The 20,769-nt window shown below is 61.1% G+C and carries 18 protein-coding genes and 1 riboswitch; of the genes, 5 read left to right on the forward strand and 13 right to left on the reverse strand.

Features of this window, described 5'->3' with window-relative positions; translation table 11 throughout:
- Window positions 1-151: 151 nt before the first annotated feature.
- The 9 genes from ACYZUC_RS17640 to ACYZUC_RS17680 form a co-directional block, all read right to left on the reverse strand.
- Window positions 152-865 (reverse strand): PqiC family protein, encoded by a 714-nt coding sequence (locus ACYZUC_RS17640; RefSeq protein ID WP_461989478.1) that lies wholly within the window; start codon window positions 863-865, stop codon window positions 152-154.
- 177 nt (window positions 866-1,042) lie between these two features.
- Window positions 1,043-3,310: a DNA topoisomerase IV subunit A gene (gene parC / locus ACYZUC_RS17645; RefSeq protein WP_461989479.1), complete on the reverse strand. Its 2,268-nt coding sequence runs from the start codon at window positions 3,308-3,310 to the stop codon at window positions 1,043-1,045.
- Window positions 3,311-3,317: 7 nt separating this feature from the next.
- Complete coding sequence (locus ACYZUC_RS17650) at window positions 3,318-3,842, reverse strand: retropepsin-like aspartic protease family protein (protein ID WP_008027912.1); 525 nt, start codon at window positions 3,840-3,842, stop codon at window positions 3,318-3,320.
- Entirely contained in the window at window positions 3,839-4,828 is a 990-nt protein-coding gene (locus ACYZUC_RS17655; protein ID WP_461989480.1) for an esterase-like activity of phytase family protein, read from the reverse strand. The genes ACYZUC_RS17650 and ACYZUC_RS17655 overlap by 4 nt, the downstream gene beginning before the upstream one ends.
- Window positions 4,828-6,732, reverse strand: coding sequence for a DNA topoisomerase IV subunit B (gene parE / locus ACYZUC_RS17660; protein ID WP_461989481.1), 1,905 nt, complete (start codon window positions 6,730-6,732; stop codon window positions 4,828-4,830). The genes ACYZUC_RS17655 and parE overlap by 1 nt, the downstream gene beginning before the upstream one ends.
- Before the next feature lie 42 nt (window positions 6,733-6,774).
- Window positions 6,775-7,383, reverse strand: a complete 609-nt coding sequence (locus ACYZUC_RS17665; RefSeq protein WP_461989482.1) for a YqiA/YcfP family alpha/beta fold hydrolase — start codon at window positions 7,381-7,383, stop codon at window positions 6,775-6,777.
- Window positions 7,384-7,592: 209 nt separating this feature from the next.
- Window positions 7,593-8,408: a 3',5'-cyclic-AMP phosphodiesterase gene (gene cpdA, locus ACYZUC_RS17670; RefSeq protein WP_461989483.1), complete on the reverse strand. Its 816-nt coding sequence runs from the start codon at window positions 8,406-8,408 to the stop codon at window positions 7,593-7,595.
- 108 nt (window positions 8,409-8,516) lie between these two features.
- On the reverse strand, window positions 8,517-8,969 hold the full coding sequence (locus ACYZUC_RS17675) for a DUF1249 domain-containing protein (protein WP_008027902.1): 453 nt from the start codon (window positions 8,967-8,969) through the stop codon (window positions 8,517-8,519).
- Entirely contained in the window at window positions 8,960-9,577 is a 618-nt protein-coding gene (locus ACYZUC_RS17680; protein WP_461989484.1) for an NUDIX domain-containing protein, read from the reverse strand. The genes ACYZUC_RS17675 and ACYZUC_RS17680 overlap by 10 nt, the downstream gene beginning before the upstream one ends.
- A 229-nt stretch (window positions 9,578-9,806) precedes the next feature.
- Between ACYZUC_RS17680 and ACYZUC_RS17685 the strand changes: the two genes are divergently transcribed.
- Complete coding sequence (locus tag ACYZUC_RS17685) at window positions 9,807-10,553, forward strand: RsiV family protein (protein ID WP_461989485.1); 747 nt, start codon at window positions 9,807-9,809, stop codon at window positions 10,551-10,553.
- Here ACYZUC_RS17685 and cytX read toward each other — a convergent pair.
- Window positions 10,522-11,814, reverse strand: a complete 1,293-nt coding sequence (gene cytX / locus ACYZUC_RS17690; protein WP_461989486.1) for a putative hydroxymethylpyrimidine transporter CytX — start codon at window positions 11,812-11,814, stop codon at window positions 10,522-10,524. The two genes, ACYZUC_RS17685 and cytX, sit on opposite strands and share 32 nt — an antisense overlap.
- A gap of 159 nt (window positions 11,815-11,973) precedes the next feature.
- Complete coding sequence (gene thiC / locus ACYZUC_RS17695; RefSeq protein ID WP_461989487.1) at window positions 11,974-13,863, reverse strand: phosphomethylpyrimidine synthase ThiC; 1,890 nt, start codon at window positions 13,861-13,863, stop codon at window positions 11,974-11,976.
- 163 nt (window positions 13,864-14,026) lie between these two features.
- Window positions 14,027-14,132, reverse strand: a riboswitch (TPP riboswitch).
- Window positions 14,133-14,324: 192 nt separating this feature from the next.
- Between thiC and ACYZUC_RS17700 the strand changes: the two genes are divergently transcribed.
- Window positions 14,325-15,764, forward strand: a complete 1,440-nt coding sequence (locus tag ACYZUC_RS17700) for a TolC family outer membrane protein (protein ID WP_461989488.1) — start codon at window positions 14,325-14,327, stop codon at window positions 15,762-15,764.
- Window positions 15,765-15,981: 217 nt separating this feature from the next.
- Here the strand turns inward: ACYZUC_RS17700 and waaA are convergent, their stop codons facing one another.
- Window positions 15,982-17,259 (reverse strand): lipid IV(A) 3-deoxy-D-manno-octulosonic acid transferase, encoded by a 1,278-nt coding sequence (gene waaA / locus ACYZUC_RS17705; RefSeq protein ID WP_461989489.1) that lies wholly within the window; start codon window positions 17,257-17,259, stop codon window positions 15,982-15,984.
- A complete protein-coding gene (locus tag ACYZUC_RS17710) occupies window positions 17,252-18,172 on the reverse strand; it encodes a LysR family transcriptional regulator (RefSeq protein ID WP_008040402.1) in 921 nt (306 codons plus the stop codon). Before ACYZUC_RS17710 ends, waaA begins: the two co-directional genes overlap by 8 nt.
- 102 nt (window positions 18,173-18,274) lie before the next feature.
- Here ACYZUC_RS17710 and ACYZUC_RS17715 point away from each other — a divergent pair, with 102 nt between their 5' ends.
- The 3 genes from ACYZUC_RS17715 (at window position 18,275) to ACYZUC_RS17725 (ending at window position 20,745) form a co-directional block, all read left to right on the forward strand.
- Window positions 18,275-18,607 carry a DMT family transporter gene (locus ACYZUC_RS17715; protein WP_008027887.1) on the forward strand — a complete coding sequence of 111 codons (333 nt, stop codon included), beginning with the start codon at window positions 18,275-18,277 and terminating at the stop codon, window positions 18,605-18,607.
- Window positions 18,608-18,760: 153 nt separating this feature from the next.
- Entirely contained in the window at window positions 18,761-19,936 is a 1,176-nt protein-coding gene (locus ACYZUC_RS17720; protein ID WP_192226910.1) for an NAD(P)/FAD-dependent oxidoreductase, read from the forward strand.
- Window positions 19,933-20,745 (forward strand): aldo/keto reductase, encoded by an 813-nt coding sequence (locus tag ACYZUC_RS17725; RefSeq protein ID WP_461989490.1) that lies wholly within the window; start codon window positions 19,933-19,935, stop codon window positions 20,743-20,745. Before ACYZUC_RS17720 ends, ACYZUC_RS17725 begins: the two co-directional genes overlap by 4 nt.
- Window positions 20,746-20,769 lie beyond the last annotated feature (24 nt).

Consider the following 20,769-nt stretch of genomic DNA (forward strand, 5'->3'; position numbering starts at 1 on the left):
TTCGGTGCCGTACGCACATCATGTGAACGACACAACACCTGTAGGAGCGAGGCTTGCCCGCGAAGAGGCCGGAACAGGCGATGGAGATTCCAACCCGCAGAAACAACAAAGCCCGCATCTCTGCGGGCTCTGTTTGAAATCTATCCAGGCCTTAGAACCTGAACACTTCCATATCCGTACGGATCGGCGCAGCCATCGGGATCTTCGGCTGTTTCTCTTGCTCTGTCGCCGGAGCCACCGGCTTGGCCGCCGGTTTTTTTGGCGCTTCTGCAATCGGCGGTTGATTGGCCAATGGCTTGAGCGCGGTCGACAGCTGTTCGGCGAGTTTCTGCAACAACACACCCTGAGCCTGAACCTGCGCTGCCGTACCGCCCGCGTGCTGTTCTTGCAGATGAACGATACGGTTATCGCGAACCTGGCCGCGACGATCGATCAAACGCCATTGAGCATCGAGGATCGCCGGTTGCGACTCACCCGAGTCCAGGCGCGTGATGGTCAGCAGTACCTGAACATCCGGCGTGAAACCCACGCTCCCCGGCGCCAGCACCACACGCTGACTGTCCAGATGACCCGCTACCTGACGCAGCAACAGTTGATCGATGTCGGAAGAAAGGCTGCCGGCCCAACGACCATCGGGCGAAGCCTGAAGGCTGCCATCCGGCTGACGCTGCAACAACGTTTCACGTTGCAGGTAATCGGCAACCGTTACCGGGCCCAGCAATACCGCCATGCCCGCGCTTTGCGCAGGCTGAGCCGGACTTCCGCTGTCCAGCTGATACAGCGACACCGGTTGGTGAACGCTGCAACCCGCCAGGCCAAGAACGCCGGCGAGCATCAAAATAAAAGGAAGGCGCAGAGCAGTCATCGTCCCATCCAGGTGGTTGCCACAAGGCACACCACAGTGAAAATACTCAATAAATATGAAGAACGCTCGGCCACGCCGGCGCTTGGAAAGGCCATATCATCCGTGAATATGCGTTCCGACTCCAGCGGCAAAGCGTCGATCTACGCGTTAAATCGTAGATCGAGCGCTCTAGCGCGGTTAATTGAGGTTTTCGACGAGCAGCGCATCTACCCTCTGGAAGCCCCGTGGGAGTTTGTTACCACGACGTCCACGCTCACCTTTGTAGTGTTCGAGGTCGTCCGCTTTCAGTGACAAGGTACGCTTTCCGGCCTGCAGCACCAAGGTAGCCCCATCCGGCAGCACAGCGATGTCCGTGACATATTCTTCGCGACTGGCCACACGCTCACCGGAAATCCCGATGATCTTGTTGCCTTTGCCCTTACCTAATTGTGGCAGATCGCTGATTTTGAAGATCAGCAGGCGACCTTCGGTGGTCACCGACGCCAGCCAGTTGTTCTCACGATCCGCCACCGGGCGCGGCAGAATGACCTTCGAGTTGTTCGGCAAGCTCAACAGCGCCTTGCCCGCCTTGTTCTTGGCCTGGAAGTCTTCGCCCTTGACCACGAAACCGTAACCGGCATCGGAGGCGATCACGTACAGCGAATCGTCTTCTGGCATCAGCACGCATTCAAACGTCGCGCCTGGCGGCGGCGTCAGACGACCGGTCAACGGTTCGCCCTGACCACGGGCCGAAGGCAATGTATGCGAGGCCACCGAATAGCTGCGACCGGTGGAGTCGATGAACACCGCAAACTGGTTGGAGCGCCCGGCCGCCAGGGCCTTGAAACCATCCCCGGCCTTGTAGGAAAGCCCGGTGGCGTCAATTTCGTGCCCTTTGGCGGAGCGGACCCAGCCTTTTTCTGACAGCACTACGGACACTTTCTCGTTCGGCAGCAGATCGTGCTCAGTCAAGGCCTTGGCCTCGGTGCGCTCGACGATTGGCGAACGACGGTCGTCGCCGTAGGTTTCGGCGTCTTTGATCAGCTCGGTGCGCACCAGCTTCTTCAGCTTGGCTTCGCTGCCCAGCAGGGCTTGCAGCTTGGCTTGTTCCTTGAGCAGTTCATCCTGTTCGGAGCGCAGCTTCATTTCTTCCAGTCGCGCCAACTGACGCAAACGGGTATCGAGAATGTATTCGGCCTGGATTTCGCTCAGGGCGAAACGCGCGATCAGGGCGGCTTTCGGGTGCTCCTCGGTGCGGATGATGTGGATCACTTCATCCAGGTTGAGGTAGGCAATCAACAAACCGTCCAACAGGTGCAGGCGACGCTCAACCTTGTCGAGGCGGAATTGCAGACGACGACGCACGGTTTGAACGCGGAACTCCAGCCATTCAACCAGCAACGCACGCAGGTTCTTCAGCTGCGGCTTGCCATCCAGGCCGATGATGTTGATGTTGACCCGGTAGCTCGACTCCAGCTCGGTGCTGGCGAACAGGTGCTGCATCAGCGCGTCGTGGTCGAAGTTTTTGCGTGCGCCCGGAATGATCACGATCCGGCACGGGTTTTCGTGGTCGGATTCGTCGCGCAGGTCAGCGATCTGCGGGGCCTTGGACGGTTTGGCCTGCATCATCGCCGCGATCTGTTCCAGCACCTTGGCGCCAGACACCTGATGCGGCAGCGCGGTGACGATGATGTCGCCGTCTTCGATGTGGTACACGGCGCGCATGCGCACCGAGCCCTTGCCGGTTTCGTACATTTTCAGCAGATCGGCACGCGGCGTGATGATTTCCGCTTCGGTCGGGTAATCCGGGCCCTGAATGTGTTCGCAGAGCTGTTCGACCGTGGCTTTTGGCTCATCGAGCAAACGCACGCAGGCGGTCGCGACTTCGCGCAGGTTGTGCGGCGGAACGTCGGTGGCCATGCCCACGGCGATGCCGGTGGTGCCGTTGAGCAGGATGTTCGGCAAACGTGCCGGCAACACCAATGGCTCGTCGAGTGTGCCGTCGAAGTTCGGGCCCCAGTCCGCAGTGCCCTGGCCCAGTTCACTGAGCAGCACTTCGGAATAACGCGACAGCCGCGCTTCGGTGTATCGCATGGCGGCGAAGGACTTGGGATCATCCGGCGCACCCCAGTTACCCTGACCGTCGACCAGCGTGTAGCGGTAGCTGAACGGCTGGGCCATCAGGACCATGGCTTCGTAGCAGGCCGAATCGCCGTGCGGGTGGAATTTACCGAGCACGTCACCGACGGTACGCGCCGACTTCTTGTGCTTGGAATCGGCGTCCAGCCCCAACTCGCTCATCGCATAAATGATGCGGCGCTGTACCGGTTTCAGGCCGTCGCCGATATGCGGCAAGGCACGGTCCATGATCACGTACATGGAGTAGTTGAGGTAGGCATTTTCGGTGAAGTCAGCCAGTGACCGGCGTTCTACACCGTCCAGGCTGAGATCAAGGGAGTCGCTCATGCGGGCCTCATCGGTTCGTTGTCTGGCGCAGCAGCATGGTGCCACCGCGCTGGGTAAATTCAAGTTTGTTCAGCGCGCTCATACCGAGCAGCACTTGCTTGCCATCCAGGCCTGGCACGACGATGGCGCGCACATCACGCAGCACAATGTCGCCCAGTTGCAGCCGGTCGACACGGGTTCGATAACCCTCGGTGCGACCGTTGGCGGTGCTCAGGGTCACCCCGAAGCCTTGTTCAAGTTTCAACCGTTCGGCCATTTCTGCCGGGATCGCCACATCGGTCGCCCCGGTATCCAGCATGAAATCCACTGACTGACCGTTGATCTGGCCGCTGGCGACGAAGTGCCCCTGGGTGTTGCTGGCCAGTTTCACTTCGATAAAACCTTCGCCCTGTTCCGAGCTGACGACGACGTTGGGATTTTGCTGACGCTCCTCCCATTGGCCGAAAAACCGTGTCGCCAGAAATAGCGCTGCGCACCAGGCCAGCACCATGAACACCCGACCGGCGCGTTTGCCTGGCGTTTGCGGCGTCATGGCTTGGCACTCCAGCCACCTTCCGGCGCGGCAAAGCGCCAGACGACCGGGCGATACTCGCCATCAGCACGGGCACCGTCGTTGTTATCAATGCCGACCCAGGCGCCCTCGGCGTCGACGATCAGCGCTTCCGTCAGGCCATAACCCTGTGGATAACGTCGGTTCTCCTGCAATGCCTCGTCGGCAAACGACCAGCAACGCTCGACCTTCGCGGTCACCGCGTCACGGCGGCAAATCTCGAACGCGTTGCGCTCAAGGGTAAACAGCTTGCCGTTGAACAACGACAGATCGGCAAAATCCCGTGACACCGCTCTGGCCTTGGGAAATTTCGCCGGCTGCATCTCCATCCCGGCTTCGCTCAGCAGCACACAGCCGCCGTCGCAATCCCAGACCGTTTGCTGGCGTTTGATCAGCAGCAGCCCCCGGCGCTCACGCTCGGCGGCCAACCATAACTGGTCGCCCGCCGGATTGATCGCCAGGCCTTCGAACAATGCATTGAAGTGCAGCAACATGCCGCTGGCCCGCGCCTCGCGAACCAGCATCGGCGAGATCTTCAGCCAGGACGTCGGCCCAACGGGCGGCACTTGCAGAATCGCCGCATGGGACTCGCTGACGATGTAGCGATTGCCGGCGCTGTCGCAGGTGATACCTTCGAAATCCAGGTCCCCGCCGCGCACGAACGACGCCACCCAGGTCCGCGAACGCAAACCCCAGGGCAAATCGCTGTCCGGCACCGGCGGTACACCGATGCGTACGGTTTCGGCCTGCCAGACCGTGTCGCCGGTTTCGAGTCGGTAGATCTGATCGTCGTCGCGATCGGAAACGGCCCACAGATTCTTGCCACACTGAGCCAGCCCCGACAGGTTGCCGCCGCGCATGCCCTCGACGGGATGCTCGGACAACAGGCGCAACTCCGGTGCCGGCTCGGCAAACGCCGAAGCCGAGGTCAGAAGTAACGCACACGCCAGGGCAAAGCCAACCCGCATCAGCCAAGAACCTCGGCCAGGTTGCCTTTGGATTCCAGCCAGGATTTACGATCACCGGCGCGTTTCTTCGCCAGCAACATGTCCATCATTTCCGAGGTCGCTTCGAAATCTTCCAGGGTCAGTTGCACCAGACGCCGGGTGTTCGGGTCCATGGTGGTTTCGCGCAACTGCGGCGGGTTCATTTCACCCAGGCCTTTGAATCGAGTGACCTGTGGTTTGCCGCGCTTCTTCTCGGCCACCAGACGATCGAGAATGCCGTCACGCTCAGCTTCGTCGAGGGCGTAGTAAATTTCTTTGCCCAAGTCGATACGGTACAGCGGCGGCATCGCGACGTAGACGTGACCGGCATCCACCAACGGGCGGAAATGCTGAACGAACAACGCGCACAGCAGCGTGGCGATGTGCAGACCGTCGGAGTCGGCGTCGGCGAGGATGCAGATCTTGCCGTAACGCAGCTGGCTCATGTCCGCCGCGCCCGGATCGACACCGATGGCCACGGCAATGTTGTGCACTTCCTGGCTGGCCAGCACTTCGCTGCCGTCGACTTCCCAAGTGTTCAGAATCTTGCCGCGCAACGGCAGGATCGCTTGAAACTCTTTATCCCGCGCTTGCTTGGCGGAACCGCCGGCGGAATCACCTTCCACCAGGAACAGCTCGGAACGCATCGGGTCCTGCCCGGCGCAGTCGGCGAGCTTGCCCGGCAGTGCCGGCCCCGCCGTGATGCGTTTGCGCTCGACCTTCTTGCTGGCCTTCAGACGGCGGCCGGCGTTGTTGATCGCCAGCTCCGCCAGGAGCATGCCGGTTTCCGGGTGAGCGTTGAGCCACAGGCTGAACGCGTCCTTGACCACGCCGGACACAAACGCTGCCGCCTCACGGGACGACAGGCGTTCTTTGGTCTGGCCGGAGAATTGCGGCTCCTGCATCTTCATCGACAGGACGAAGGCGATGCGCTCCCAGACGTCTTCCGGCGCCAGCTTCACGCCGCGTGGCAGCAGGCTGCGGAATTCGCAGAACTCGCGCATGGCATCGAGCAAGCCCTGACGCAAACCGTTGACGTGTGTACCGCCCTGGGCCGTCGGGATCAGGTTGACGTAGCTTTCCTGCACGCTGTCGCCACCTTCCGGCAACCACAGCAGCGCCCAGTCGACCGCTTCTTTGTTACCGGCCAGGCTGCCGCAGAACGGCTCGTCCGGCAGGCGTTCGAATTCGGTGACCGCGTCCACCAGGTAGGAGCGCAGGCCGTCTTCGTAATGCCATTCGACTTTCTCGCCGGTGGCCTTGTCTTCAAAACTGACCAGCAGCCCCGGGCACAACACGGCCTTGGCCTTGAGCACGTGCTTGAGGCGGCTGATGGAGAATTTCGGTGAGTCGAAATACTTCGGGTCTGGCGCGAAGAACACGCTGGTGCCGGTGTTGCGCTTGCCAACGGTGCCGACCACTTCCAGCTCGGTTTTCTTGTAACCGTCGGCGAAAGTCATCTGGTATTCGTTGCCGTCGCGCTTCACGCGCACCCGGACTTCGGTCGACAAGGCGTTGACCACCGAAATACCCACCCCGTGCAGACCGCCGGAGAACTGGTAGTTCTTGTTGGAAAACTTGCCACCAGCATGAAGCTTGGTGAGGATCAGTTCGACCCCGGAAACACCCTCTTCCGGGTGAATGTCCACCGGCATGCCACGGCCGTCATCGCTGACTTCCAGGGAGTGATCGGCGTGCAGGATGACCTGCACCGACGTCGCATGCCCGGCCAAGGCTTCGTCGACGCTGTTGTCGATGACTTCCTGGGCGAGGTGGTTCGGCCGACTGGTGTCGGTGTACATGCCGGGGCGTTTGCGCACCGGGTCGAGGCCCGAGAGGACTTCGATGGCGTCTGCGTTATAAGAGCTAGCGCTGGGAGTGGCCATGGGGTCTCGTCGTCAAATGTTCTATTAAATAGAGGCGATGACTCACAGTGCAGTGAAATCAATCGCCTGATACAAATCTGCGCCGATGCCGGCAAAACTCAGCATTGCCGGCAATTGCCCGGCAAAACCCTGGAAACTATGGTCGCCGCCGGCCTGGATGCGCAAGGCACAGGCCCGGTAATACTGCTGGGCGAGGCGATAATCCAGCGTTTCGTCGCCCGTCTGCAACCACACCTGATACCGCTGCGGGTCCTGGGGCGCCGGCACTTCCAGCTCGGCCAGGGCCGTCACGTGGTCGTGGGTCAATTCCCAGGCCTCATCGGTATACAGGTTTTTCTGCGTCCCCAGATACCCGTCGAACATCCGGTGCGGACTGACGGCGGGGTTGATCAACAGGGCTTTCAAGCCATGGCGCTCGGCCAGGTGAGTCGCATAGTAGCCGCCGAGTGAGCTGCCGACCAGCAGTGGCCGGCCAAGCTCCGAAATTGCCCGTTCGAGCTGACCGATGGCCTCGCGCGGATGGTGATGCAGGGCCGGAACGCGCAGGTGATCGCTCAAGCCCAGACGCTCCATCACTTCGATCAACTGAGTGGCCTTTTTTGACGAAGGCGCACTGTTGAAACCGTGGATATAAAGGATCGAACCGGACATTTGAACTCCCTGTGCGTCGGGTAAAGAAGGCGGAGTTTACAGGGTGTCGGGCGGGTTGGGTGCCATCACCTACGGAATTACACACGGTCCCTGTAGGAGCTGGCTTGCCGGCGATGAGGCCGTCACATTCAACATTTATGTTGTCAGACAGCCCGCAATCGCTGGCAAGCCAGCTCCTACAGTGGAAATTTGTCTACGCAGGAAACGTGTCAGTAGCCGTTGGAACCGTAGTCGACCTGAAAGTCGAAATCGGTCACGCGCTCTACGCCGGTTTCGAGCCGACCATCGGGCAACAACCGCAACCACCGATACCCTGGCGCCTGCTCGCCCACCTTGAAATCCTCACTGCCCGGTTCGAACTGAATGCAGGTCGAGGGCGAGGCAATCAGACGTACGCCGTTACGCAATTGATCGATTTCCTGATGCACGTGCCCCCAAAGCACCGCACGTACTTGCGGGAACCGGTCCAGCACGGCGAACAGTGCTTCGGGATTGCGCAACCCGATCGGCTCCATCCACGCACACCCGATCGACACCGGATGATGGTGGAAGCACACCAGATGATGGCGCTCCGGCGCCTCGCTCAGCGAGCGCGCCAGCAACTGCAACTGTTCATCCTGCAAATACCCGGGCACCGACCCCGGCACCGCCGAGTCGAGCAAGGTGACGCGCCAGTTGCCGACATCCACCACCGGCTCCAGCAGCGCGATGTGCACGGCGGCTTCGGCCATGATCTGCGGTTCGTCGTGATTGCCGGGAATCCAGCGCGCCGGCGCATCGAGTTGCCGGGTCAGGTCGCGAAACTGCTGATACGACTCCAGCGTCCCGTCCTGGGAAAGATCGCCGCTGGCAATGATCAGATCGATCTGCGGCTGTTGCTGCCTGACCAGCTCGATGACCTTTTGCAGGCTGTCGCGCGTATTCATGCCCAGCAACGTGCCGTCCGCTTCGGCAAACAGATGGCTGTCGGACAGTTGCACCAGCAACGCCGAATCGGCGGGGGTCAAAGTGGATACGCTCGGCAAGGCGTTCTCCCAGGGCTGAATCACGGGATTGGATGAGTGCCGCAATTATGCTGGGGGACGATCAAAAGGGGAAACCTGTGAACCTGACGCAGTTCACATCTCGCGAGCTCAGCGCACAACGGCGTATTCGTGCCCACACGCCAGGCAATGGCTCAGCCATTCACCCAGGAACATGTTCAGTTGAGCCTTTTCGTCCGGCTGGTGCATCGAGGCGTTCGGGTAAGGATAGATCCCGCGAAAGCGTCGCGCATGTTCGGCGCTGACCACTTCGGCCATGCAGGCGTCGTGATAGACCTGCACTTCCAGTTGCGGCACCGGCAGCCACGGCAGGCTGTGTTCCTGGCGCACTTGCAGGGTCGTGGTGTACGGACAGACCTGCAGCACTTCAAGGGCCAGCACGCCGAGCATCTGCTCGCCGTGGGTCACGGCAATGCGCCGCGCCGCCGGTTCGTTGCGCATATCCGGCAGCAGTCGCATCAGGCGCGCGTAGTTGGCCTCGCAAGAGGCTTGCAGCCCCACGAGGTCCACCCGGTAGCGATCGCGCAGCTTGTTTACGACCATAACCCCCTCACTTCAGCGCGGTTCAAAGCTAACCATTGCAAGGCAATGATGCTGGCCGCGTTGGCAATTCGTCCGTCGCGTACGGCTTGCAGGGCATCTTCGAACGCCCAGACCGTGACGCGGATATCTTCTGCTTCTTCCTCCAGCCCATGCAGGCCGCCGACCCCGGTTGTCTCGCAACGCCCCAGGAACAAATGCACGAATTCATTGCTGCCGCCCGGCGATGGAAAATACTTGGTCATCGGCCAGAGCGCCCCGAATACAAGCCCAGCTTCCTCCTGCGCTTCGCGGTGAGCAACTTCTTCCGGCACTTCATCCTTGTCGATCAGACCAGCGACCAGTTCAATCAGCCAGGGATTGTCGGTCTTGCCCATGGCGCCGACGCGAAACTGCTCGATCAACACCACTTCATCGCGCTGCGGATCGTAGGGCAACACGCAGACCGCATCGTGGCGAACAAACACTTCACGATTGATTTCGCGGCTCATGCCACCGGCGAACAACTCGTGGCGCAAGTGCACGCGATCGAGCTTGTAAAAGCCCTGGTAGCACTTTTCGCGCCGAACGATATCAACGGCGGTCGGAATGGCGGTGGCAAAATCAGTCATGACAATCCTCGTTTACTGCTAGTCCGATCCGAGGCTCCTTTTGGTTACTTGCAACCTCGACTTCGCGCCATCCTAACGCGCCCGCGCCGTTTGATGCAGCCCCTTTCCAGTCAGCGGGATAGACGGTGAGGGCGAAACCAACTCTAATTAGCTTAGTGGCGAACTGACTGCTTCGTTGAGAGTCGAAGCGGATAACTTTTTGCCTTTCCCTGTTTTACGAAGGACGCCCATGTCGCTTTTTAAAATCGCCTCCGTGGCCGCAATCGCCCTGACCCTGGGCGCTTGCCAAAGCCTGTTCCAGCCCAACTACCGGGCGCCGCTGGAGACTACCCGCGATGCTTCCGAACAGCTGAAACCAGGTTGCACGACACCTGACTGCCCACTGGTGAACATCGATACGCTGCGCTTTCCCGCAGAGCCGCAGTTGGACGGCATTGTCGAAAAACGTCTGCTGCAAATGACCCGCACCTCGCCCGATGCCCCGGTGGCACCGACGCTGGTGGCCTATCGCGATGAGTTTTTGCGCACCGCCGGCCCGCGCTACAGCAGCTACTTGCAAGCTAAAGTACGTGAGCAGCATGACGGCTTGGTGATTGTCGAATTTTCCAGCTACCTGGACACCGGCGGTGCACATGGCGCGCCGGGCCGCAGCTTCATCAACTATTCGCGCCAGCAGCATAAAGTGCTGACCTTGTCCGACATGTTGGTGCCAGGTCAGGAAGAGGCGTTCTGGAAAGCGGCGCAGGTTGCGCACAACAGCTGGTTGATCAGCACCAAGCTCGATCAGGAACCGGAGTTCGTGAAGAGCTGGCCGTTCCAGAAAACCCAGAACATAGCGCTGACCTACGGCGGGGTGATCCTCAAGTACGACGTGAGCACCATCGCGCCTTACGCGCTGGGCCACGTCGAACTGAAAATCCCCTACCCGCGCCTGAACGGCATCATCAAGCCCGAGCTGTTTCCCGGCCGTAACTGAAGGCCCGGCCCAGAACGAGTTGCAGCAGCCCTGCCAGAATCAACGACGGCAGGGTTGCGCCGATGTCCGGATACAGATTGGCCAGCAAGTGATAGGTGCTGACCCCGCCCAGCCAGGCGAGCAGCGCCGGCCAGCGCAATGCGGCTGAGGCCACTTGAGCAGAACGCTTGCGCAGGATGAAGTGATCCACCAGCACCACGCCAAACAGCGGCGCAAACACCGAACCGATCAACAGCAGGAAGTTCTGGTACTGGGCCAATGGCGCCAGCAAGGCAATCAGGGTGCAGACCACACCGATGGCCAATGCCAGGTGTTCGACTTTCAAGCGCAGCAAAATCCCGCTGGAAACGGCCGCCGAGTGAATGTCGGCAAACGCGTTTTCCGACTCATCCAGCAGAATCAGCAGCAGCGGAATCCCCAGGCCGGCACCGGCCAGCGCCAACAGCAAGGCATTCACTTCACCGCTCGGCGCGAACGCCAGGGTGTAAGCCACGCCCAGGCTCATCAGCCAGAAATTACCGATAAAGAAGCCAATCGCCGTCCCGCCGAACACGTTTTTCGCACGCTTGCCGAAACGCGAGTAGTCAGCGATCAGCGGCAGCCACGACAGCGGCATCGCGATGGCAATGTCGAAGCCCACGGCGAACGGCATCGAACCGTCCCCGACCTGCGCCCACAATGCGGCCAGATCGGCCTTGGCGAACAGGTTCCAGGTCAGCCAGATGCACGCGGCCAGCAGCAGCCAGATGCCCCATTTGCGCAGGATCTGGCGCACGAAGGTCAACGGACCGCTGACGGCCAGCAGGGTCGCCAAGGCACCGAAGAACAACGTCCAGAGCAGCGGACTGGAGAACAGGCTGCCTTCGCTGAACGCACGGGCGCCGAGCAGGCTGGCAGCGTCGCGCATGACGATGATTTCGAACGAACCCCAACCGATCAGTTGCAGCAGGTTCAGCACCGCTGGCAGGCTCGCGCCTTTCGCACCGAGGCTGAGTTTGAGCGCGGCCATCGACGACAGGCCGGTGTCACTGCCGATCACGCCGACAGCGGCCAGCAGCAGAACGCCGACCAGCGTGCCAAGGAAGATCGCCAGCAGCGAACCGGACAGACCAAGACCTGGCGCGAGCAATGCGCCGGTCTGCAAAACCATCAGGCCGATGCCGAGAGAGAACCACAGGGAAAACAGATCACGGCCGCCGAAGACACGTTTGTCGGTCGGCACCGCGATGTCGGGTGAATAAGTGCTGGGTTGAATGCTCAAGGGTGTTATCTCAGAGGAACATTTGTCGTTGTGTTGAACTGCACCTGTAGGAGCGAGGCTTGCCCGCGAAGGCGGTGTGTCAGGTAAAACGCCTTCGCGGGCAAGCCTCGCTCCTACAGGGTATGCGCCAGTCAAGAAGCACTGACGCTGCGGATCAGATCAAACCTTCTTGTACAGCTGACTGCCTTCCTGCTTGAACCGCTCTGCCTGTTCCGCCAATCCCCGTGCGACTTCGGCATCGATGGTTTCGATGCGCTGGTTGGCCGCGTATTCGCGGACTTCCTGGGTGATTTTCATCGAGCAGAATTTCGGCCCGCACATCGAACAGAAATGCGCGACCTTGGCCGAATCCTTCGGCAACGTCTCATCGTGATACGAACGGGCGGTGTCCGGATCGAGGCCCAGGTTGAACTGGTCTTCCCAACGGAATTCAAATCGCGCCTTGCTCAAGGCATTGTCGCGAATCTGCGCGCCCGGATGTCCCTTCGCCAGATCGGCGGCATGCGCGGCGATCTTGTAAGTGATGATCCCGGTCTTGACGTCATCCTTGTTCGGCAGGCCCAAGTGTTCCTTCGGCGTTACGTAGCAGAGCATGGCGCAACCGAACCAGCCGATCATCGCCGCACCGATACCCGAGGTGATGTGGTCGTAGCCTGGCGCAATGTCAGTGGTCAGTGGGCCGAGGGTATAGAACGGCGCCTCGTCGCAGCACTCGAGCTGCTTGTCCATGTTCTCTTTGATCAACTGCATCGGCACGTGGCCCGGGCCTTCGATCATGGTTTGCACGTCGTGCTTCCACGCGATCTTGGTCAGCTCGCCGAGGGTTTCCAGCTCACCGAACTGCGCAGCGTCGTTGGCATCGGCAATCGAGCCCGGACGCAGGCCGTCGCCCAGCGAGAAGCTGACGTCGTAGGCCTTCATGATTTCGCAGATCTCTTCGAAATGCGTGTAGGCGAAGTTCTCTTTGTGGTGCGCCAGGCACCACTTGGCCATGATCGAACCGCCACGGGAAACGATGCCGGTCACACGCTTGGCGGTTAGCGGCACGTAGCGCAGCAGCACGCCGGCGTGAATGGTGAAGTAATCGACGCCCTGCTCGGCCTGCTCGATCAGCGTGTCGCGGAACAGCTCCCAGGTCAGGTCTTCGGCAGCGCCGCCGACTTTTTCCAGGGCCTGATAAATCGGCACGGTGCCGATCGGCACTGGCGAGTTACGAATGATCCACTCGCGGGTTTCATGAATGTGCTTGCCGGTGGACAAGTCCATGATGTTGTCCGCGCCCCAGCGAATGCCCCAGGTCAGTTTCGCCACTTCTTCTTCGATGGACGAACCCAGTGCGCTGTTGCCGATGTTGCCGTTGATCTTCACCAGGAAGTTACGGCCGATGATCATCGGTTCCAGTTCGGTGTGGTTGATGTTGGCCGGGATGATCGCGCGACCACGGGCGATCTCTTCACGAACGAATTCGGGGGTGATGATTTTCGGCACGCTGGCGCCGAAGCTGTGGCCGGGATGTTGCTGATCCAGCAGGCCAGCGGCACGGGCGACTTCAAGCTTCATGTTTTCGCGGATGGCGACGAATTCCATCTCGGGCGTAATGATGCCCTGACGCGCGTAGTGCATTTGCGTGACGTTGCCACCGGCCTTGGCGCGGCGCGGGTTGTTCACGTGAGCGAATCGCAGCTTGGTCAGCTCCGGATCGGCGAGGCGCTCCTTGCCGAAGTTCGAGCTGAGGCCGGGCAGACGTTCGGTGTCGCCACGGCCTTCGATCCATGGCGAACGCACATCGGCCAGGCCTTTGCGCACGTCGATGATCACGTTGGGGTCGGTGTACGGACCCGAGGTGTCGTACACGACAACCGGCGCGTTGATCTCGCCGCCGAAGTCGGTCGGGGTCACATCGAGGCTGATTTCGCGCATCGGCACGAGGATGTCCGGGCGAGAGCCCTGAACGTAGATTTTTTGCGAGCGGGTAAACGGCTGAACCGATTGTTGATCGACTTGGGCCGAGTCACTCAGGTTCGTTATGTTTTTTGGTTTTATCGTCATCACGGGCTCTCCGAACACATCCAGGCAGTGGATTTTTGTCGGAGCGAACCTGTAATCGAATGGACGCACGGGCGCTGGGAAAACCAGCTGTGCTGTGCTCAGTGCTCGAGGGGTGTTCGATTGTCGAACAACATCCCGGACGAAGCACAAGAGGACTCGCCGGGTGACGAGAAATCTTGTTCCCTACGCAGGCGCTAACCTGATCAGGTTCAACGGGATCCGAAATTATTCGATCTCAGCCTCATAGCAAGGCACCCCGACAAGAACCCGGCCAGTCTAGACACAACTGACAAAGAACGCCAACACCGCAGTAAACACCATGATGAATGGCGCAATCAGACGATTGTTGCCGCACGTATGCGCAACTACACTCGCAACGGCCATGTCGCGCATTGACGCTGAGTGGGCTGCGCCGTACCTTTGGCGCTCAAATTATCAGTGTAATTTTTAGGGATGGCCTCATGCTGCGCAAACTCTCACTGGCCCTTGCCGTGTCTTGTGCTTCCAATGGAATGGCCTGGGCAGCAGAAGCGCCCTTATCGACCAAGACCGATCTGGTCAGCGTCTACCAGGAAGCGGTGGACAACAACGCCGACCTGGCCGCCGCCCGCGCCCAATACGGCGCGCAGAAAGAAGTCGTGCCCCAGGCGCGCGCCGGCTTGCTGCCGAATATTTCCGGCGGCGCCCAGTTGGCCAACGTGCGCACCGATATCGATCAACCGTCGGCCGTTTCCAATCGCAGCGCCAACTCCTATCAGGCAACGTTGGCTCAGCCTTTGTTTCGTGCCGATCGCTGGTTCCAGTACCAGGCCGCCAAGGACGTCAATGAGCAAGCCGCCCTGCAACTCTCGGCGACCGAGCAGAACCTGATCCTGCAAACCGCCGAGGACTACTTCAACGTGCTGCGCAGCCAGGACAACCTGGCCTCGACCAAGGCTGAAGAAGCGGCGTTCAAGCGTCAGCTCGACCAGTCCAACGAACGCTTCGATGTCGGCCTGTCGGACAAGACCGACGTGCTGCAATCGCAAGCCAGTTACGACACCGCACGGGCCAACCGGATCGTTGCGCAGCGTCAGGTGGATGATGCGTTTGAAGCGTTGATCACCCTGACTAACCGTCAGTACAACTCGATTCAGGGCATCGTCCACACCTTGCCGATCCTGCCGCCGGCGCCGAACGACGCCAAGGCCTGGGTCGACACCGCCGCCAAACAGAACCTGAATCTGCTGGCCAGCAACTACGCGGTCAGCGCCGCCGAAGAAACCCTGAAGCAGCGCAAGGCCGGCCACGCACCAACGGTGGATGCGGTGGCCAAGTATGAGAAAGGCGACAACGATGCCTTGGGCTTCAGCAACCCGAACGGCTTCGGCCAGCCGTATGGTGGCCCCGTCGAGCAACGCACGCTGGCGCTGCAATTGAACATCCCGATCTACAGCGGCGGGCTGACCAGTTCGCAGGTTCGCCAGTCGTACTCGCAACTGGACCAGACCGAACAACAGCGTGAGAGTCTGCGTCGGCAAGTGGTGGAGAACACCCGCAACCTGCACCGCGCGGTGAACACCGATGTCGAGCAGGTGCAGGCGCGCAAACAGTCGATCATCTCCAACCAGAGCGCCGTGGAAGCGACCGAAATCGGTTATCAGGTGGGCACGCGCAACATCGTCGATGTACTCGACGCGCAGCGTCAGCTGTACACCTCGGTGCGCAATTACAACAACACCCGCTACGACTACATCCTCGACAACCTGCGCCTGAAGCAGGCCGCCGGCACGCTGAACCCGGGGGATTTGCAGGACCTCAAGCGCTATCTCAAGGCTGACTACAACCCGGACAAGGACTTCCTGCCACCGGACCTGGCCAAGGCTGCGGCTGAGCAGTTAAAGGCAAAACCGGGGCAGTAATGGCCGGGTGATGGCGGGGATTTAGAGGGGGACGCAAAACCTGTAGGAGCCGGCTTGCCGGCGATGGCGATTCCGAAGACGCCATCGCCAGCAAGCTGGCTCCTACAGAATCGGGGATGACGGTGATTTTGGGGTTCACGCAAAACCCGTAGGAGCCAGGCTTGCCGGCGAAAGCGATTTCAATGCCGCCTTCGCCGGCAAGCCTGGCTCCTACAGGTCAGCGGTTGATCAATCGATCCAACCCATCCAGCAACCGCTGCAACGCGCCCTGATTGGTGCGCATCACTTTCAGCCCCGCGTCTGCCATTCGCTGCGCATCGCGCGGCAATTCGAACAGCCGCTGCACTGCCAGCGCCAAACCCTCGGCATCTTCCACTTCCTGCAACGCCCCGGCGCTGCGCAACTGCGCGGCGATTTCGAGGAAGTTGAACAGGTGCGGCCCACTGAGCACCGGTTTCGCCAGCGCGGCGGGCTCCAGCAAATTATGACCGCCGTTCGGCACCAGACTGCCGCCGACAAAAGCGCTGTCGGCCAGGGCATACAAAAACAGCAACTCGCCCATGGTGTCGCCGAGCAACACCGACGTATCAGCGGTGACCGGCTCGCCAGAGGAACGACGCACCGTGGCGAAGCCCTGTTGCTTGCAAAGGTCGTACACCGAATTGAAACGCTCCGGATGACGCGGCACCAGAATCAGCAGCGCATCGGGATGACCGGCAAGCAACTGACGATGCGCCGCCAGCACCACTTCGTCTTCACCGTCGTGAGTGCTGGCGGCGATCCACACCGGACGCTCCTGCGCCCGCCATTGCCCACGCAATTCGGTGGCACGCTGGAGCAGTTGTGGGTCGATGGTCAGGTCGAACTTGATTGAACCGGTCACTTCAACCGTTTCCGCACGGGCGCCCAAATCGCGGAAGCGCTGGGCCTCGGCTTCGGTCTGCACGGCGAACAGGCTCATTTCGGCGAGCATCGGCTGAGTCAATTTACCAAAGCGGCCATAGCCTTTGGCGGAACGCTCGGACAATCGTGCGTTGGCCAGCGCCACAGGAATCCCGCGTTTGGCGCATTGGTGAATGTGGTTGGGCCAGAGTTCGGTTTCCATGATCACCGCCAGTGTTGGCCGGACCCGATCAAGGAACCGCGCCGCCGCGCATGGCAAGTCGTAAGGCAAATAGCAGTGCTGGATGCGCGGCTCGTTGGCGAACAAGGCGTGGATGCGTTCCGAGCCCGTCGGCGTCATGCAGGTCACGGTGATCGGCAGTGCTGGATAACGCAGCAGCAATGCGCGAATCATCGGCGCTGCGGCAATGCTCTCGCCCACGGACACCGCGTGCACCCAGATGCCGCCAGGCTTCATCGCCGGCAGCCCGAGCGAGAACCGCTCGCCGATGCGTTTGGCATACGCCGGTGCCTTGCGCGAGCGCAGCCACAGCCGAATCGCTACCAGTGGCAGCCCCAGGTAAAACAGCGTGGTGTAGAGAGTTCTATTCATGGCGGCGGAGTTTATCGGTTTTTTCGCCGATCGCCTGCAAGTGCACGGCAAAACGTTCCGCCAGCCAACGGGCCGCCGGGCCGAGCGGTTCATCGCGGCGCCAGACCAGCTCCACCACCAGCGCCGGCGGCGTCCATTCGCTGGCCAGTTCGACCATCAGCCCCTGATACGCCGGATACTGCACCACGTGCCGTGGCAGCCAGGCCCAGCCGAGGCCGCGCACCAGCCATTCGGCCATCACGTAGAAACTGTCGGCCCGCCAGACCTGCGGGCTGGCCGGCTCGCTGCCGGGATACACACTGGACTGGGTCGACATCAGCAACTGCCGATGCTGCGCCAGTTGCTGGCAATCGACCGGAGCCTGTGTCGCCAATGGATGCCCGACGCCGCACACCGTGACCATTTCGACGCTGCCCAGCACGCGCCGTTCGAGCGCCTCGGGAATCTGATCGTGATAAAACAACAGACCAAGATCGGCCCGGCGCTCCACCAGCTTGCGCGCCACGTCGCCCTGGGCAGCGCTGGTCAATTGCACTTCAAGGCTGGGAAACTGTTCCGCCAGGGCTTCGAAACTTTCAATGATCGGCTGATACGGCATCGCCTCATCCTGAGCCACGCGCAGGCGAGCTTCCTGGCCACGCGTCATTGCCAGCGCCCGACCATTCAGGCGCTCGCATTGACGCAGTACTTCTCGCGCCTCATCCAGCAACGCATTGCCGGCCTCAGTGAGTTTCGGCTGCCGGCCGCTGCTGCGGTCGAACAGGCTCACACCCAGGTCTTCTTCCAGCAGCGCTATCGAACTGCTGACCGCCGACTGCGCCTTGCGCTGGTCCCGCGCCACAGCGGAAAACGATCGCTGCTCGGCAACGCTGACGAACAAGCGCAACTGCTCCAGATTCCATTGAATGTTCATGGACAACCCATCTCCCATACAGATAGGTAATGACTTTACCCCATCTGAGCAACCTCTAAAATGCCGACCTCATAAAGCAACACTTCACACGAGGATGCACCCATGACCGCTTACTACTACCTGGCCATCGCCATCTGCGCCGAAGTGATCGCCACTGTTTCGATGAAAGCGGTCAAAGGCTTCAGCACGCCGCTGCCGCTGATTCTGGTGATCGTCGGTTATGGCATTGCCTTCTGGATGCTGACGCTGGTGGTGCGCAGCGTGCCGGTGGGTGTGGCGTACGCGGTGTGGGCCGGCATGGGGATCGTGATGGTCAGCGTCGCGGCGCTGTTTATCTACGGGCAGAAGCTGGATGTGCCAGCGATGCTGGGGATGGCGCTGATCGTGCTGGGCGTTGTGGTCATCCAACTCTTCTCCAAAACCGCCGGCCACTGACAATTGTAGGAGCCGGCTTGCTGGCGATCCAGACAGCGCGGTGTGTCTGACGCACCGCTATCGCTAGCAAGCCAGCTCCTACAGATCGCTCTACAACAGATCGTTGAGATGCCTTGTATACTGCGCCCTCGTCTTGAACACTGAGGTCGCTGCATGCCATCCGTTATTTCCACCGACGTTTTGATTGTCGGCGCTGGTGTCGCCGGCCTCTGGCTGAACGCGCGCCTGCGCCGCCAGGGTTTTTCAACCGTGCTGGTGGAAAGCGCCACCCTCGGTGGCGGGCAGAGCCTGAAGTCCCAAGGCATCATCCACGGCGGCGCCAAGTACGCGCTGCATGGCGCCCTGACCGGCGCCTCGGAAGCCATCGCCGACATGCCGCGCCGCTGGCGTGAAGCCCTGGCCGGTGACGGCGAACTGGATTTGTCCGGTGTGCGCCTGTTGTCCGAAGCCCATTACCTCTGGTCCCCCGGCACGATCGCCGGCAACCTCACCAGTTTCTTCGCCAGCAAAGCCGTGCGCGGCCGCGTCGATCAGGTCAAGGGCGACCAATTGCCGCCGGCCCTGCAAGACAAGCGTTTCAAGGGCAAGGTCTATCGCCTGGCAGAACTGGTGATCGACGTGCCAAGCCTGATTCAGCGCCTCGCCGACCTGGCCGGTGACGGCTTGCTCGCCGGGAAGACGATCGAGCCGTTGCTGGACGCTGGCGTTCTGGTCGGCCTGAAGGTCGACGAGCGTGAAATCCGCGCCCAACGCATCATCTTGAGCGCCGGTGCCGGGACGGCCGCGCTACTCGAAGCCCTGGGGCTGACAAAGCCCGCCATGCAGCGTCGACCGCTGCACATGATCATCGCCAAAGGTCCCGGCCTCAAACCGCTGTACGCCCATTGCCTGGGCGGCGGCACCAAGCCGCGCATCACCGTGACCACCCATCCGGCCGCCGATGGCCAATGGGTCTGGTACCTGGGTGGCGATATCGCCGAGGCCGAAGGGGTTGCCCGCGAACCGGCCGAGCAAATCGCCACCGCGCAAAAAGAACTCGGCCAATTGCTGCCATGGATCGACTTGAGCACCGCGCAATGGGCGACCTTGCGCGTGGACCGCGCCGAGCCGCTGCAATCGGGCCTGACGCGACCGGACAACGCCTTCCTGGCCGAAGAAGGCCGTCTGCTGGTCGGCTGGCCGACCAAACTGGCGCTGGCGCCGGACTTTGCCGACCGTGTCATCAGCTCATTGCAACGTGACGGCATCCAGCCAAGCCATCCCGCGCCGCTGCCCGAGTTGCCGAAGCCGCCGATGGGCGTCCCGGCCTGGGAGCAACTGCTGCCATGAGCCAACCGACCCTGCACGACTTGCATCGCCCGCTGGGCAGCACCGGCCTGATCGTTTCGCCCTTGGGTTTGGGCACGGTCAAACTCGGCCGCGATCAAGGCGTGAAATACCCCAACGGTTTCCAGATTCCCGACGATGACGAAGCGCGCATGCTGCTCAAACTCACGCGCGACCTGGGCATCAACCTGATCGACACCGCCCCGGCCTATGGTCGCAGTGAAGAGCGACTCGGCCCGTTGTTGCGCGGTCAACGCCAGGATTGGGTGATCGTCAGCAAGGTCGGCGAAGAGTTTGCCGACGGCCAGTCCCGCCACGATTTCAGCGCCGCGCATACCCGGCTCTCGGTGGAACGCAGCCTGCAACGCCTGGAAACCGATTTTATCGATCTGGTGCTGGTGCACTCCGACGGCAACGACCTGGCGATCCTCAACGACAGCGAAGTCTACGCGACCCTCGCTGCGCTCAAGGCCGAAGGCAAGATTCGTGGCTATGGTTTCTCCGGTAAAACCGTCGAAGGCGGTTTGAAGGCTCTGGAACAAGGTGATTGCGCCATGGTCACCTACAATCTGAACGAACGGAACGAGAAGCCGGTCATTGACTATGCTGCTGATCACGGCAAAGCCATCCTGGTCAAAAAAGCCCTCGCCAGCGGTCACGTCTGCCTGAGTCCAGGCGTGGATCCGGTGCGCGCCAGTTTCGAGTTGTTGTTTGAACATCCCGGTGTGGCCAGTGCTATTGTCGGGACCATCAATCCGCTGCACCTCGCCCACAACGTCGCGACCGTTGCCCAGGTCCTACGTAGCAACTGATGCCGCCCCACGCGGCCTTAAGCA

It is taken from the genome of Pseudomonas sp. GT1P32 (assembly GCF_054897805.1).